This is a genomic window from Stenotrophomonas pictorum JCM 9942, assembly GCF_001310775.1.
GTDB lineage: Bacteria > Pseudomonadota > Gammaproteobacteria > Xanthomonadales > Xanthomonadaceae > Stenotrophomonas > Stenotrophomonas pictorum.
In genome coordinates this window covers 1-14,669 of record NZ_BAZI01000037.1, presented here as the reverse complement: position 1 = coordinate 14,669, position 14,669 = coordinate 1, and the positions used below count along the sequence as shown (strand labels likewise).

The following is a 14,669-nucleotide window of genomic DNA, read 5'->3' as shown; positions in this document are numbered from 1 at the left end:
CCGAGCTGGATGCCACCACGCGCCGCCGCAATGTCCGTGGCGCTTTCGCCGTGACCGCCCCGCTGCCGGCCCACATCACCCTGGTCGACGATGTGATGACCACCGGTGCAACCCTGCAGGCGGCGGCCAGCGCTCTGCGCCGGGCCGGGGTGGAACGGGTGGATGCCTGGGTTTGTGCGCGCGTGCCCTGATCGCGGTGATACTTGATCGGCCAGGTGATCACCCGTATCCACTGGCAACGTCTTTCACACAGGAGCGGTGGGATGAACCTTCTTTCGCAGCAGGTGAAACGCGGTGGCTGGACCCTGGTGGTGTTTGGGGTGCTGGCGCTGGCCTTCGGCATCGGCACGTTGCTGTGGCCGGCGGTGTCGGTGCTGGCGATGGTGCTGACGTTCGGCGCGCTGTCGTTGGCCGATGGCGTGGTGAGCCTGATCAGTATTTTCCGCAAGAACGTGGCGCTGCCCAACTGGGTGTTGCTGCTGTACGCGCTGGTTTCCATCGGCTTCGGTGCGCTGGCGATCAGCCAGCCGGCGCAGATGGCCGAAGCGATGCTGTGGCTGCTGGCGCTGTGGCTGGTGATCGCCGGCATTGCCCGCATCGTGTTCGCGGTGCAGGTGCGCAAGCTGGTCAATGGCGAGTGGATGCTGGCCCTGAGCGGCTTGCTGGCGGTGGCGCTGGGCGTGCTGTTCTTCGCCCGGCCGGGGATCGGCCTGGCCACGATCGCGATCTGGGTGGCGGTGGGCGCGCTGTTCTACGGCGTGCTGCAGCTGTGGGTCGGGATCAAGCTGCTGCGGCAGTGCACGCTGTGATTATCGAGTAGCACTGCAAGCCGCAACAAAAACGCCGCCTTTGTCAGGCGGCGTTTTTGTTGTCACAGATGAGGCGCTCAGCGGCCAGCCGGCCAGGTCAGGGCCGCGACGAGACCGGCAAACAGCACCGCGCCGACCCAGTTGTTGTGCAGGAACGCCTTGAAGCATGCCTCGCGCTGGCGCGTGCGGCACAGCCGGAACTCGTAGGCCACCAGCAGCATGGCCACGCCGATGCCGGCCCAGTAGGCCGGCCCCAGCTGCGCACGCTGCCCGACCAGCGCCATCGCCGCGAAGAACAGCGTGTACAGGATGCCCTGGATGACCAGGTCCAGATCGCCGAACAGGATCGCGGTGGAGTGCGAGCCGACCTTCAGGTCGTCGTCGCGGTCGACCATCGCATACCAGGTGTCGTAGGCGGTGGACCACAGGATGTTGGCCGCGTACAGCAGCCAGGCCAGCGCCGGCACCTCGCCCTGCACCGCGGCGAAGGCCATCGGGATGCCCCAGCCGAAGGCCATGCCCAGATAGACCTGCGGCAGATGCGTGAAGCGTTTCAGGTACGGATAGCTGGCCGCCAGGAACACGCCGATGAAGCTCAGGCCGATGGTCAGCGCGTTCATCGTCAGCACCAGCGCGAAGGCGACCAGCATCAAGCCGGCGAACAGCATCAGCGCGGCCCGTCCGGAGATGGCGCCGGTGGCCAGTGGCCGGTCCCTGGTACGTTTGACATGCGGGTCCAGCCAGCGGTCGGCGTAATCGTTGATCACGCAGCCGGCCGAGCGGGTCAGCCAGACCCCGGCGCTGAACACGAACAGCGTCCACAGAGGCGGCATCCCGCCGGCGGCCAGCCACAGCGCCCACCAGGTGGGCCACAGCAGCAGCAGGGTGCCGATCGGGCGGTCGGCGCGCATCAGTTTCCAGTAGTGGCCCAACCGCGAAGGCGTCGCGGCGGGCGGTTCGTAGCGTTCGTAACTCATTGGCAAAGGTTAGCAGTTGCGCCGGATTCCGCCGTTGCCGGCACTGGCGTTCGCACAGGGGAAGACCTGCGACGGCATTTGCCGTTAGAATGCGCGTCCGCCCGGTCACCCGGACGGCAAAGGAACGGCCATCGCGGCTGTTCCTGCAAGTCAGCGGTCAAAAACGCGCCTGTAGCTCAGCCGGATAGAGTAGTGGCTTCCGAAGCCATTGGTCGGGGGTTCGAATCCCTCCAGGCGCGCCAATAAAATCAATAGTTTGCGCTGATCTCTCGCGCTTTCTACTGGCACTAATAAGTCATGTGCCCGCTTGGTGCCCAGCCTTTTTTGGTCAACCCCAAGCCGTGAGTAGAAGCCTCCGTGCCCTGTCTGGAAGACACGTAGTGGGCACCCAAGCATTTCTTGGCTGGATTCTCGGGATCTTCTGGGTTCTTGGGCATCCTTCTCATGAAGCTCCAGGTTTTCGTGTCCCCCCGATCACCGCTTGATTTTTGATGCAGGAAGGCCACGCATCGGTGTGATGCGTTGTTGTTAGCTGGCCGTCACCCTTTGCGTGGGTGGCATTCGTGCCCATCCTCCACCCCTCCTCCGTGCCTCGGGTTCCACCCCGAAATCACGAACGGTTGTAAGAGGTTGAACACTTGCTGCCTTGCCTGGCTACCCTTGGCCGCATCCTGGGGCCATGGAGCCGCTCGACTATCCGAACAGGTCAGCGCTTGCGGCATCGGGTATCGGGTAGCTCGTATGGTGGGCCCGCTCGCGTTTGAGCAGGCCGAACAAGCCTTTACACGCCGCGTTGTCAGCCCAAGGGCCCGCTCGGCGATGTACCGCAAGCCACGCGCGTGCCCGGTGTTGTCAGTCCCTCGCATGCCAAAGTTCATGGCTATCCACCAACACGCGCAGGTGCGCTTCGGTCGCGTCGGCGCGCGCCATGATTTCGGCCAAGGAGATCTGCCGGCTATTACGTTCTGCCAGCAACCATTCCGCCAGGCTCAGCTCGCCCAGCTTCCAGCCGCGGTGTTGACGGGTGTTGGCTGCGAGGCTGGCTTCACGTGCAGCCTGCTGCGCGCGCCATTGCCGCAATGTGCTGCATGCGTCACTGACAGCCAGTTCGGCGTCGCGCGCGATCTCACGCGTCATCATGGCGATGTCGTCGTACCGTGCACTGGCCTCGGCAGTCTCGGCCGCACCTAGGGCGCGCCTGTAGCGCCCGCCGATGGGTACGGAAAACACCACGCCGATGATGCTGTCCGCACCGCCGCGTTCGTTGAGGACCCGTAGGCCCAGGCTGGGATCAGGGACGCGATCGGCACGTGCACGCGCAGCCACGGCTTCCTGCTGCTCCGCAATACTGGCAAGTGCACCGATTTCGTGGCTCCTGTCGATGATGCGCTTGATCCAGAGTGCATCGTCTTCCGCCAAGGCCACCGGCTCCGGTAGTGCCGGTGGCCGCCCGGGTAACGGCAACTGTGGAAAATCGATCGCGATCGACCGGCGCGCATTGTCCCGCGCCGAATCGGCCGCAAGCCGCTGTGCGTCGGCCTGCGCGCGTTCCACCTCGATCAGGTCCAGGTCCTTGTGTGCGGCGTCGCCCAGTTCGACCCGCCGCTGCAGCGCATCGCGCTCGCGCCGGAGTGAGGTGTACTGGCGCTCGGCCTCTTCGGCCACGGCAGCGGCGCGTAGCCATCCCACCCAGCGCTGCAGCAGACGCCGCGCCGCTTGGTGCCGCGCGTCCTCCAGCTGTGCTTGTGCCGCTTCCAGGCCATGGCGACCGATTGCGCTGTCCAGCTTGGCCTTGCCGGGCAAGCGCAGGCGACGCGATACCTGCAACTCCCATTCCGCGTATCGGTCGATGCCGGACATCTCCTCGACCTTATGCCGTTGCCGGGCACCGCTCACTTCGAACTCATGGCTGCCCACGGTGTGCATACGCGCTTGTGCCTGGGCGCCGCGCACGCGTGCTTCTGCGGCGCGCACGTCTGGTTGCTGGGCGATGCTCTGGGCCACCAGGTCGGGATCGGGCAGGTAGTTCCCTGCCAACGCACAGGGTGAGACCAGCAGGAGCAACAGAATGCGCAAACTCATGCCAACTGCCCCCCGTCCAGAACAGGTTCCAGCCACCAGTGCACGAGGTTTGAAACAACTGTGGCGCGCAGCAATGCCAGCACCTGCTGATGTTTTTCCTGGTCCACGAGCATCCACAGCACGCGCTGGTCCATCCGGCCACGAACGCGCTCGGCGGTACTTGCGTTGACGAAATCACCGCCATGGCCTTCTACACTGATGAGGGTGAATCCCGGCAGCCCGGGGGCTGCGATCAGGACATCGCTGATCGTCGCTTCCAGCGAGCGGGGAAACGTCAGGCAGAGGCGAACCCGGGGCATCATGCGGCACCTGCAATGTCGGAAAGGGGGGGAGGCCGAAACGGCGGTACAGCGGCGGCATCAGCAGCAGGGTCAGCGCGGTCGAGGTCAGCAGTCCGCCGATCACCACAATGGCCAGTGGCTGCTGTATCTCCGACCCCGGACCACTGGCTAGCAGCAGCGGCACCAGTCCCAGTGCGGTAATGCTGGCGGTCATCAGTACTGGCCGCACGCGGCGTTGCGCGCCCTCGCGCACCACCTGTTCGATGGGCATGCCCTGCTCGTGCAACTGGTTGAAGCAGCTCACCAGCACCAGCCCGTTGAGCACGGCAATGCCCAGCAGTGCGATGAACCCCACCGAGGCCGGCACCGACAGATACTGTCCGGAAAGCCACAGCGCGATGATGCCGCCCACCAGCGCGAACGGGATGTTGCAAAGAATGAGAACCGACTGCCGAGCCGAGCCGAATGTCGTGAAGAGCACCACGAAAATCAGGCCCAGAGCCACCGGTACCACCAGCCCCAGCCGTGCCGCCGCGCGTTGCTGATTCTCGAACTGACCGCCCCAGGCCAGGTGATAGCCGGCCGGCAGCGGCACCTGTGTGGTCACCGCCGCCCGCGCTTCTTCCACGAAGCCGACCAGGTCACGCCCGCTCACATTGGCCTGCACCAAGGAGAAGCGCGAGCCATTCTCGCGCTGCACTGCCACCGGGCCGGTCACCACTTCCATGCGCGCCAGTGAGCGAAGCGGTACTTCACCCCCATCACGGCGTGCAATCCGCATTTCGCTGAAGTGTGCTGCCGATGTCCTGACGTCGGCACCACCGCGGACCAGGATCGGAGTGCGCCGGCCGGGCTCGATGACCTGTCCGGCCGGCATACCTTCAAGCTGTGTGCGCAGTTCGTCCTGCACCTCCACGGTCGCCAGTCCGGCGCGTCCGATGGCCTGTGTATCCATGGCCACGCGCAGGTAGGCCATGCCTTCGGCAGCCTGGGTCAACACGTCCTCGGCGCCCGGCACTGCTTCGATCGTGGCTGCCACCTGCTGTGCAAGCGCGTTGAGGGTGCGCAAGTCCGGACCGAACAGCTTCACTGCCAGATCGCCGCGGCTGCCGGTCAGCATTTCCGAAACCCGCATCTCGATGGGCTGCGTGAAGCCGAACTCGATGCCGGGGAAATTCTCCAGGACCTTGCGCAGCTCCCCGGTGAGCCATTCCTTGTCGGACTTGCGCCATTCGCGCTTCGGCTTGAGCTTGAGGAACATGTCGCTTTCGTTCAGGCCCATCGGGTCCAGGCCGAGCTCATCCGACCCGACCCGCGAAATGATGTTCTCAACTTCTGGTACCGCTGCCAGCAGTGCCTGCTGCACCGCCAGGTCCAACTCCAGCGAACGCTCCAGGGAGATCGAGGGGGACTTCTGCAACTGCACCAGGATGTCGCCTTCGTCCATGGTCGGCATGAAGCTCTTGCCGGTCCCGAAATACGCGCCGATGCCAACCAGCAGCACGAGTCCGGCGGCCCCGAACGCGCGAGCCGGGTGGGTCAGGACGCTTTCCAGCAACGGCCGGTAAACAGCACCGGCCTTGCGCATCAGCCAAGGCTCATGGTGCTCGCGTTCCTTCAACAGCAGCGAGGACAGTACCGGCACGAAGGTAAGTGACAGCAGCAGCGAGGCGCCCAATGCAAACACCATGGTCATTGCGACGGGTGCGAACATCTTGCCTTCCAGCCCCTCTAGGGTAAGCAGGGGCAGGAAAGTCAGGCAGATGATCAGCATGCCGGCGGTGACCGGCTTGGCGACTTCATAGGTGGCGGCAAACACCCGGTGCAGGCGGGGAAGATGCGCGCCCGGTGCGCTCGGTGCCAATCGGCTGACCGTGTTCTCGGCGACTACCACGGCCGCGTCGACCAGCATGCCGATGGCGATTGCCAGCCCGCCCAGGCTCATCAGGTTGGCGCTCTGTCCTGTCCAGCGCATCAGCAGGAACGTGCACAGCGCTGCCAGCGGCAGGATCAACGCCACCACGATGGCGGCGCGCAATTCACCCAGGAACAGCAACAGCAACAGCACCACCAGCACCGTGGCTTCCAGAAGTGCGTTCTGCACGGTGCCCACTGCCCGCTTGATCAGGTGGCTGCGGTCGTAGAACGGTACGATCTCCACTCCCGCCGGCAGGCTGGAGGCCAGCGACGCCAGGCGCTCTTCGATCGCTTCGACCAGGGCGGATGCATCAGCACCACGCAGCGCGACGACGATGCCCTGGACGGCTTCACCCTTGCCATAGTGGGACACCGCGCCGTAGCGTGTCAGCGACTGTGCGCGCACTTGGGCGATGTCGCTGATGCGTACCGGCACCGCACCGCTGCGTACCACGATGTTGCCCAGGTCCTCCAGCGTCTGGATGGCTCCCTCGGCACGTACGATCAGGTTTTCTTCACCGGTCTGCAGTCGGCCGGCGCCGTCGTTGCGGTTGTTGCGCTCCACTGCATCGACCAGGTCGCTCTGCTGCAGGCCGTTGGCGATCAGCAGACTGCGGTCGGGGGTGACCACGAAGCTCTTTGCGTCCCCGCCCAGTACGTTGACATCGGCCACCCCGGGCAAGGTGCGCAACGCCGGGCGCAGGGTCCAGTCGAGCAGGCTGCGGCGCTCCTCCAGGCTCAGTCCGCCGCCTTCGATGGTGAACATGTAGACATCGGACAGCGGCGTGGATATCGGTGCCAGCCCGCCGCTTACGCCAGCGGGAAGCTCGCCGGAAACCCCGGCGAAGCGCTCGGCCACCTGTTGCCGCGCCCAGAAGATTTCGGTTCCTTCGGCGAAATCCAGGGTTATGTCGGCGATGGCATACTTGGCCACTGAACGCAGCAGTACGCCCTTGGGGACGCCCAGCAGTTCCATCTCCAGCGGCGCGATGACCCGTGTTTCCACTTCTTCCGGGGTCATGCCCGGTGCTTTCAGGATCAACTTGACCTGCGTGGGAGAGATATCCGGGTAGGCATCGATCGGCAGGTTCAGGAAGGCGAACACTCCTGCCCCTGCCAAGGCCAGTGCCCCCAGCATGACCAGCATGCGTTGCCGCAGTGAGAATTCAATGAGCCGGGCGAGCATCGCGTTACTCCAACGGTGCCAATGACTTGAGGACACTGATGCCCCGACTCACCACCGGCATGCCCGGCTGTAACGACGGTGACACCACCACGGCGTGGGTATCGTCATGACCCAGCGATTCGGCGATCACGCCACGGTAGAGATCGCCGTGCTGGACATAGAGAAGGTGCTGGTCGCGATGCGGCAACAGGGCGCTGCGCGGGACCCGCAATGCGCCTGCCGGCGCCGGCAGCTTGAGCACTACCGCGAACTGCTGTCCGGCCATCAGGCACTGCCTTCATCGGTCTGTGCGCGCACCCGCAGGCGTTGGCTGTTGCGGTCGGTATCGCCACTGACCGATACCACGCGCGCGCTCTCACCGCCGGGAAGCGTCACTTCCAGTCCGGGTCGCAATTGCTCCCGCAAGCCCGTAGGTGCGCTGAACATGATGTCCATGCGGGTGGCATCGGCAATCACGTAGGCCGGTGCCATGGCTTCCATGGCCTGGCCCGGAGATGCGCTGCGCCGCAGTACCAGCCCGTCCTGGGGGGCAAGCACGTCGTACTCGCCAGGCGATCCGCTACTGACGACCCGCAGTTGTGAAAGCATTCCTTCGGCCTGCAGGCGGCTGGCCCGGGCGATGGCGGCGCTGGCCAAGCTTTGTTCCCTGCGGGCAACCGGATGATGCCTTCATCAGCAAGCAGTACATCGCGTCTTGCCTGCTGGTCGGCTACCGCCGCCTGGCTCCGTGCGCGCTGTACATCGGCTTGCGCCACCAGCAGGTCACGGCTTTGCAGCCGCAACAGCGGTTGCCCACGGCGAACACGCTGGCCCTCATCGGCCAGTATCCGTATCACTATGCCGGCGTAAGGCACCGTCACCTGGGTGCTGGCCGCCAGGGGCGGCATGGCCTCTGCGGGCAACTGAGTCAGTGCCACGGTGTCGGTACTGGCGGCCGACTCGGTCTTGATACCCAAGCTGGCGGCCTGCATTGCCTCCAGCCGCACTCCACTTGTGGGTGGTGCGAGTGCCGGGGCGGCCGATGCGGTTGCCGGTCGGGAATACGATCTCCAGCCCCACAGCGCCGCCACCAACGCAAGGATCACCATGGCCACGGCCCATAGCGTGATCCGGGAAATCCGGTGCGGCTGCGGCATCACAGCGGCACCCAGTCACTGACAAGGAAGGAGGAGGACATCGGAACCGCTCGCACCGGGAAAAGTGCCGCGATAGTGCCGGCCCAAGCTTTGGGAAAGCTTAGGGCGCCGCGAGGGTGGGTTCGGTCACCTCATCAGTCCTTGCCTGCGTTCACGGCGGTGGCCGAAACGGTGCGCAGTTCAGAGTATCGGGAAAGGACCGAGCCGTCCGGTCAGATTTCCGTTCTCCAAGTTGAAGTCCAGTCTGACCTCCAGTGCACCTGCGATGGCCCTGGCCAGTGCCAGGCCTAGACCGGTGTGCTGTGCGGTGGCTCCCTGGGCGGTCTTGCGCCAGTAGCGCGCCCCAAGGTATTCCAGGTCCTCCACTTGCAGGCCAGGGGCTTCATTGCGCACCCAGACCCAATACTGCCCGTCAGCCGTCTCGATCCCGGCTTCGGCAATGCTGGCTTCGGGTGAGTACTCGGCTGCATTCTGCAAAACGTTGGCGAAGATGCGTTCCAGCATGCCGGTGTCGCTATGCACCCAGGCCTGTCCTGGCAGATTGGCGGCCAGATGTAAGCGCTCGCCCGCCCCGGGAATGCGCCGCAGGGCCTGGACCTGCTGGCGTAGAAGCGGCACCAGGTCCAGAGGATCAAGCGCAGGACGCATTTGGCCTGACTCATAGCGTGCCATCGCCAGCAGGGTGGCAATGCCGCGACCCATCCGGCCGGTGGCCGACAGGGCGACTTCCAGTGCTTCGGTGGTCGCCGATGCATCATTACTGTGAAATGCGTTTTCCGCACTGGCCCTGATCTCTGCCAGTGGCGTGCGCAGCTCGTGGGCCATGTCACGTGAGAAGCGACGTTCGCGTTCGGCGGCAGTGTAAAGCCGCTGCAGGGCCTGGTGCAGCGTGCGGATGAAAGGCGCCAGTTCGTGCGGAAGGGCACTGGCGGGCGGTGGTGGTGGCTGGCCCGGCTGCAGCGTCCGCAGCCGTTCACTCTGCTCGATCAGCGGCAGGAACGCGCGACGTACCAGCAAGAGACACAGCACTACTGCCACCGCCACAGCAGCTGCGATGATCAGCATCAGGCCAGGTGGATGCGCCGTTCGGCCAGATCCCAATCCCCCCGCTCGGTGGCAACCACCAGCCAGTCCGATGTGGCGGCTTCGGCACGTGGGACGCGCAACACGATGGCACGGCCAGGATGCCCGTCAGGCAGGAACAGATCGTAATGGCGCAATCGCCCAAGCGGACCCTCCGGCAACCGCAGTGCCTGACCGCGGCTATTGACCGAGCGCAGGATCGGCCGTTTGTGGGTGTCATACATGGTGAAAAAGTCGGTGTGGCCGCTCAGATCGTATTCGGGCAGCAGCTTTGCCGCCTGTTCCGGCGTGCGCACCTGCAGCTGCGAGGCCAAGGCGCTGGCGCGGACGTCAAGGAAGTGATCCAGGCGCGCGTACATTTCGCGGTCGATAGCGTAATCCAGCACAAGGAACACAAGGGTCAGAGTGAAGCCCATCGCTAGCGTCAGCTGCCACACGAGGCGCCGCCGTATCGACCAGTCGCCACGGACTTCACTCAAAGACATAGCCAAAGCCTCGCCGCGTCTTGATCCGCTGGTCCGCACCGGCCTTGAGTAACTTGGTGCGCAGCGTGCTTATGATGACCTCCACGGCTTTGTCGGACACGTCGCTGGTGCTGTCATAGAGCTGGGAAAAAATATGGCCACGTGAAAACACCTGTTGCGGCTGGCGCATCAGCAGTTCCAGCAGGGCGTATTCCTTTGGGGTCAACTCCAGATCGCGCTGCCGCCAGAACACCCTACGTGAGCGGGGGTCCAGCCTCAGCTCACCGGCCTGCAACATCGGCATGGGGGGCGATTCAAGCGGCCGCCGGGCCAGTGCCCGCAGGCGCGCCAGCAGCTCGTCGGTGGAGAACGGCTTGACCAGGTAGTCATCGACACCGGCATCCAGCGCCGCTACCCGATCAACCACCTGGTCGCGTGCCGACAGCATCAACACCCCAGCACGCAAACCGCGCAGGTGCATTTCGCTCAGCACGGAGATGCCATCGCGCTTGGGAAGCATCCAGTCCAGTACCACCAGGTCGTAGTCGAAAGCCTCCAGGAAGGCCAGCGCCTGCTCCCCGTCCTGTGCGTGGTCGCAGATATAGCCTTCACGGGTAAGCGAGTTTCCGAGTGCCTGCGCCAGTGCTTGCGAGTCTTCTACGATCAACAGCCGCATGCACGGAGTTCTCGTCGCTTCGCCGCTTGCGGGGCGTCCGGGGATAGCGGATTCATCAGTAACCAAAGTGGCAACATAAATCTCTGACTAATAATTTGATTGACTAGCTTGACGTTTTTTTTTGGCGCCAGAGTTTGACGCATCTTTTTAGTCCCTTCCTGGAAGGGACGATTGTGAAATGCACATGGCTCCCTGCCGAACCGTGGGGCGTGTGTGCAGCAAGGCCGTGGCGGCTTGGTGGAGAGTTGCGGGCGGTCGGATTGGTATGCGAAGCGGGAGAGTGTGCCGCCTTCAACGTCGGTCTGTTCGACAGAAATGGTGTATGGCCGCACCGAGAGGTCAAGGTCTACATACATCGGCTTGCAAAGCCCACGGGGTTCCAGTGTCTCGGCTGCGGGCCAGCCCGATTGCTTCATATCAGCCTTGCCTGACGTGCTGGTAGCGGCCGACAGGGACGGTGAAGATGGGAGGTAGATCGTTCATGGGGCACGGGAGGGGGAGGGCGGGGAATTGTAGGTGCTGGTCGGGCGGAGGTAGGTTGGGGCGTGGCGTCACCTATTGTCTGCGGGCGGCCATGGGGTGCATGGTGGTGACGTCGGGGTAGCCGCGGTGCCCGGTGGCGGTGAAGCCGCTGTGCGGGGGAGGCCAGGTACCGGTCCGCCGACCGTTTGGTGGTATCCGAACATGAATCGACCGGAGCGTCTTGCCCATGGACTTCATTGCCCCGCCGTATCCCAATCTTCCGATGGTGCTGGTGTCGTTGCTGTTCTTCATTGTCCTGGTCATCGCGCGCGAGATCGGCGCGTGGTTGCGTCGCAAGGTCGAGCAGCGCAATCCGGACGTGGAGGAGAGCGATACCTTCGCGCTTTCGGCGGTACTCGGCTTGCTGGCGCTGCTGATCGGGTTCACCTTCTCGCTGGCGTTGCAGCGCTACGACGCCCGCCGTGAGCTGGTGATCGCCGAGGCCAATGCGATCGGCACCACTTGGTTGCGCGCCGATCTGCTCGAGGCCGGGCCGCGGCAGCAACTGCGGCAGGTGCTGCGCCGTTACGTGGACAACCGGGTCGCCTTCGGTGCGGCCAAAGATGCCGACGAGGAGCTGCGGATCTACCAGCAGACCACGGCGCTGCAGGGCGAACTGTGGGGCACGGTGGTCGCGGCCACCGGCGCGTTCCGCACCACGCCGCTGGCTTCGCTGCTGGTCTCCACCACCAATGATTCCATCGACCTGGCCGCCAGCCGCATCGCCACGCGGCAGGCGCACATCCCGGTGCGGATCATGCGCATCCTGGTCCTGTATGCGGTCATGGCTGCCGGCATGGTCGGCTACCAGCAGCGCCGGCAGCGGCAATCAAGCATGTTGATGTTTGTGCTGATCACACTGGCGGTGGCGCTGGTGATCGATCTGGACAATCCCGCCGCCGGCTGGATCAGCGTGCCGCAGACGCCGATGCTGGATCTGCAGCAAAGCCTGGACTGAACGCCGCGCGGCCATGCCCGGCGCCGTCGCTCACTGCCATGCCGCCAGCGAGATTTTCAGTTCGGCGGCAAAGCCCTTGTCCGAGCGCACCGGGATGGCGAACACCTCGGCGCCGTGCTGGCGGATACCGATGATGCGGGTACCGTCCGCCACCGGGGTGGCCGCCGTCTTGCTCCCGCCGGCCCAGTGCTCATCGCTCCACACGTAGCGCAGCTGCCAGTGGCCATCGCTGCCGGGTTTGGCGAACAGTACCAGGGTGTTGCGGAACAGGTATTCGGCGGGGATGTGGTGCTTGAGCAACAGGGCCCCGTCGATCTGGTAGCCGGCGTTGCACACGGCCAGGTCCACCGAAAAGGCGATCTCGCTGCCGGCCAGGATCTTGCCGCTGTCCAGGAACACCGAGAACAGCACCGGCGCGCGGGCATCGTCGCGCAGGCTGCCGTCGGCATTGAACAACTCTTCATAGCCGCGCCGGATCGCGCACTGGTTGGCCTGGGTGCGCGCGGTCAGCTCGTAGGTGTAGGCGCCGCGCGGGGCGACCGTGGCCTCGATGTAGTACGCCGACTCCACGTTCTTGCCGCGTTTGCGCGCGGCCTCCACTTCCGGCGGAAACGCCAGCGCGGTGATTTCCAGTTGCGCGGTGGCGCAGGTGTCGCCGAACAGGAAGCGCACCATGTTCTGGTAGCCCTCCTCGGAGTTGACGATGCCGAAGTAGCCGCTGTGGCTGCGGTTGACGAACGCCCGCGGCGCGCCTTCCACATAGGCGTTGGCGATGCGTACCAGGCCATCGCTCAGCGAGCCGACCGCGAACGAGGACAGGCCGTGCGCGGCGGCGTAGTCGCGGCTGTTGGTGCCGATCAGGCAGAACAGCCGCTCCGGCGGGAAGCCCGAGTCGCCCAGCGTGTTGACCCTGTCCTTGGGCACCTTCAGGTACTTGCCCATGGTGCTGCGGTTGAAGTTGTCCATGTCGTTGAGCGACAGCAGCTGCGGCACATTGATGCCGGCCACGTCGATGCCGTTGTGCGGGGTGGCGTAGGTGAACACCTTGTCCACCAGAGCGCGGACTTCGGCGCTGGCCACTTCCGGGTTCTGCAGCAGGCAGCGGCAGATCAGCCCGCCCATCGAATGGGCCACCAGGTAGACGCGGAAGTCCTGGCGCGCTTGGGCATTGCTGCCGCAGACGCTGTCGCGCAGTTCGAGGATGCGTCTGCCCAGCTGCGCGCGGCATCGGCGATGGACGGCGCCTTGCCATCACCGAAGGCCGGGTCGGCCGGGTCGTAGTAGCGGTGGATGACGATGCAGCGCGGCGAGAGGCGGTCGCGGCGTTCGGCACCGGACTCGTAGACGTCGCGGTAGTCGTAGTCCTTCATCAGCCGCACCAGCGGCGACTCGAACACGAACTTCACGATGGAGCCGTCCTGGGCCTGGCGCATCTTGGTCGAGCCGGCCTCGAAGCCCATGAACGGCGTGGAGGTGGTCTCGACGATCTCGCCGCGGGTCATCGCATAGCCGCGCACGTAGATGATCGGAAAGAACGGGCGGTGCAGGCGTTCCATGGCGTGGCTCCCCGGGGCGGTTGCGGCGATCTTCGCGGGGCTGGCCATGGCTTGCGTGAACAGGCAGGCCGCGCGGGGCTCAGGCGGTCGCCGGAACCCGGTCGAGCTGGCGGTAACCGATCGCCTCGGACAGGTGCGGACGCTGGATGTCGTGCGCTCCGGCCAGGTCGGCGATGCTGCGCGCTACGCGCAGGATACGGTGCATCGAGCGCGCCGACAGCTGCAGACGATCCATGGCCTGTTCCAGCAGCGACTGGTCGGCCGATGCGAGTGCGCAGTCGCGCAGGGTTTCGGCCTGATCCAGATGGGCGTTGAGTTTGCCGGCGCGTTGCAGCTGCCGCGCACGGGCCTGTTCCACGCGTGCGCGCACCCGGGCGCTGGACTCACCGGCGGCGGCATCGCCGCGCAGTTCGCTGGCCGGCAGCCGTGCCATCTGCAGGTGCAGGTCGATCCGGTCCAGCAGCGGGCCGGAAATGCGCGCGCGGTAGCGGCGGATGCTCTCCCCCGAACAACGGCAGCGGCCGCTGCTGTCGCCGGCCCAGCCGCACGGGCAGGGATTCATCGCCGCGATCAGCTGGAAGCGGGCCGGGAATTCGACGCTGCGGGCGGCGCGGGCAACGCTGACGCAGCCGGACTCCAGCGGTTCGCGCAGCACTTCCAGTGCATGCCGGTTCCATTCCGGCAATTCGTCCAGGAACAGCACGCCATTGTGGGCCAGGGAAATCTCGCCGGGACGCGGATGCGAACCGCCGCCGACCAGCGAGACCGCGCTGGCGGTGTGATGGGGGGATCTGTACGGGCGCTGGCGCCAGCGGGTGGGGTCCACGCCACGGCCACTGACCGAGGTGATGGTCGCCGTTTCCAGCGCTTCGGCTTCGCTGGCCGCCGGAAGAATACCGGGAAGGCGCGAGGCCAGCAGGGTCTTGCCACAGCCGGGGGAACCCAGCAACAGCAGGTGATGCGACCCGGCGGCGGCGATCTCCAGCGCCCGCCGTGCATGCAGTTGACCGCGCACATCGGCC

15 protein-coding genes, 1 tRNA gene and 1 pseudogene are annotated in these 14,669 nt (G+C 65.3%); 4 read left to right on the top strand and 13 right to left on the bottom strand.

Features of this window, described 5'->3' with window-relative positions:
- On the top strand, window positions 1–191 hold a 191-nt coding region (locus JCM9942_RS03975; RefSeq protein WP_172675039.1), incomplete at its 5' end, for a ComF family protein.
- Window positions 192–263: 72 nt separating this feature from the next.
- The gene (locus JCM9942_RS03970) at window positions 264–809 is read left to right on the top strand and encodes an HdeD family acid-resistance protein (RefSeq protein ID WP_054657802.1); all 546 of its coding nucleotides are present in this window, start codon (window positions 264–266) and stop codon (window positions 807–809) included.
- A gap of 77 nt (window positions 810–886) precedes the next feature.
- On the opposite strand, the gene ubiA is transcribed toward JCM9942_RS03970, so the two are convergent.
- Window positions 887–1,786, bottom strand: coding sequence for a 4-hydroxybenzoate octaprenyltransferase (gene ubiA, locus JCM9942_RS03965; protein WP_054657800.1), 900 nt, complete (start codon window positions 1,784–1,786; stop codon window positions 887–889).
- Window positions 1,787–1,951: 165 nt separating this feature from the next.
- Here ubiA and JCM9942_RS03960 point away from each other — a divergent pair.
- Window positions 1,952–2,028 (top strand) — tRNA-Arg (locus JCM9942_RS03960).
- A 360-nt stretch (window positions 2,029–2,388) separates the two neighbouring features.
- Here JCM9942_RS03960 and JCM9942_RS19965 read toward each other — a convergent pair.
- From JCM9942_RS19965 to JCM9942_RS03920, 9 genes and pseudogenes are all read right to left on the bottom strand, one after another.
- Window positions 2,389–2,596: pseudogene (locus JCM9942_RS19965) on the bottom strand (IS3 family transposase); the annotation flags it as partial.
- Between the two features lie 42 nt (window positions 2,597–2,638).
- Window positions 2,639–3,868, bottom strand: coding sequence for a TolC family protein (locus JCM9942_RS03955; RefSeq protein ID WP_054657798.1), 1,230 nt, complete (start codon window positions 3,866–3,868; stop codon window positions 2,639–2,641).
- Window positions 3,865–4,104, bottom strand: a complete 240-nt coding sequence (locus JCM9942_RS03950) for a DUF3240 family protein (RefSeq protein ID WP_256202292.1) — start codon at window positions 4,102–4,104, stop codon at window positions 3,865–3,867. Before JCM9942_RS03950 ends, JCM9942_RS03955 begins: the two co-directional genes overlap by 4 nt.
- Window positions 4,043–7,252 carry an efflux RND transporter permease subunit gene (locus tag JCM9942_RS03945; protein ID WP_083468397.1) on the bottom strand — a complete coding sequence of 1,070 codons (3,210 nt, stop codon included), beginning with the start codon at window positions 7,250–7,252 and terminating at the stop codon, window positions 4,043–4,045. Before JCM9942_RS03945 ends, JCM9942_RS03950 begins: the two co-directional genes overlap by 62 nt.
- Before the next feature lie 4 nt (window positions 7,253–7,256).
- Window positions 7,257–7,517 carry an efflux RND transporter periplasmic adaptor subunit gene (locus JCM9942_RS18600; RefSeq protein WP_054657794.1) on the bottom strand — a complete coding sequence of 87 codons (261 nt, stop codon included), beginning with the start codon at window positions 7,515–7,517 and terminating at the stop codon, window positions 7,257–7,259.
- Entirely contained in the window at window positions 7,517–7,888 is a 372-nt protein-coding gene (locus JCM9942_RS18595; protein WP_054657792.1) for an efflux RND transporter periplasmic adaptor subunit, read from the bottom strand. The genes JCM9942_RS18600 and JCM9942_RS18595 overlap by 1 nt, the downstream gene beginning before the upstream one ends.
- 680 nt (window positions 7,889–8,568) lie before the next feature.
- The gene (locus JCM9942_RS03930) at window positions 8,569–9,453 is read right to left on the bottom strand and encodes a sensor histidine kinase (RefSeq protein WP_054657790.1); all 885 of its coding nucleotides are present in this window, start codon (window positions 9,451–9,453) and stop codon (window positions 8,569–8,571) included.
- Window positions 9,453–9,956 carry a hypothetical protein gene (locus JCM9942_RS03925; RefSeq protein ID WP_157722760.1) on the bottom strand — a complete coding sequence of 168 codons (504 nt, stop codon included), beginning with the start codon at window positions 9,954–9,956 and terminating at the stop codon, window positions 9,453–9,455. The genes JCM9942_RS03930 and JCM9942_RS03925 overlap by 1 nt, the downstream gene beginning before the upstream one ends.
- Window positions 9,943–10,611 (bottom strand): response regulator transcription factor, encoded by a 669-nt coding sequence (locus tag JCM9942_RS03920; protein ID WP_054657786.1) that lies wholly within the window; start codon window positions 10,609–10,611, stop codon window positions 9,943–9,945. Before JCM9942_RS03920 ends, JCM9942_RS03925 begins: the two co-directional genes overlap by 14 nt.
- A gap of 709 nt (window positions 10,612–11,320) precedes the next feature.
- On the opposite strand from JCM9942_RS03920, the gene JCM9942_RS03915 reads away from it, so the two are divergent.
- Window positions 11,321–12,091 (top strand): bestrophin-like domain, encoded by a 771-nt coding sequence (locus JCM9942_RS03915; RefSeq protein ID WP_054657784.1) that lies wholly within the window; start codon window positions 11,321–11,323, stop codon window positions 12,089–12,091.
- A 30-nt stretch (window positions 12,092–12,121) separates the two neighbouring features.
- Here JCM9942_RS03915 and JCM9942_RS03910 read toward each other — a convergent pair whose 3' ends face one another.
- From JCM9942_RS03910 to JCM9942_RS03905, 3 genes are all read right to left on the bottom strand, one after another.
- Window positions 12,122–13,285 (bottom strand): esterase/lipase family protein, encoded by a 1,164-nt coding sequence (locus tag JCM9942_RS03910; protein ID WP_256202291.1) that lies wholly within the window; start codon window positions 13,283–13,285, stop codon window positions 12,122–12,124.
- Window positions 13,201–13,647, bottom strand: coding sequence for a hypothetical protein (locus JCM9942_RS19600; RefSeq protein ID WP_218185454.1), 447 nt, complete (start codon window positions 13,645–13,647; stop codon window positions 13,201–13,203). Before JCM9942_RS19600 ends, JCM9942_RS03910 begins: the two co-directional genes overlap by 85 nt.
- 79 nt (window positions 13,648–13,726) lie before the next feature.
- A partial coding sequence (locus tag JCM9942_RS03905) for a YifB family Mg chelatase-like AAA ATPase (RefSeq protein WP_157722759.1) occupies window positions 13,727–14,669 on the bottom strand: 943 nt, incomplete at its 5' end.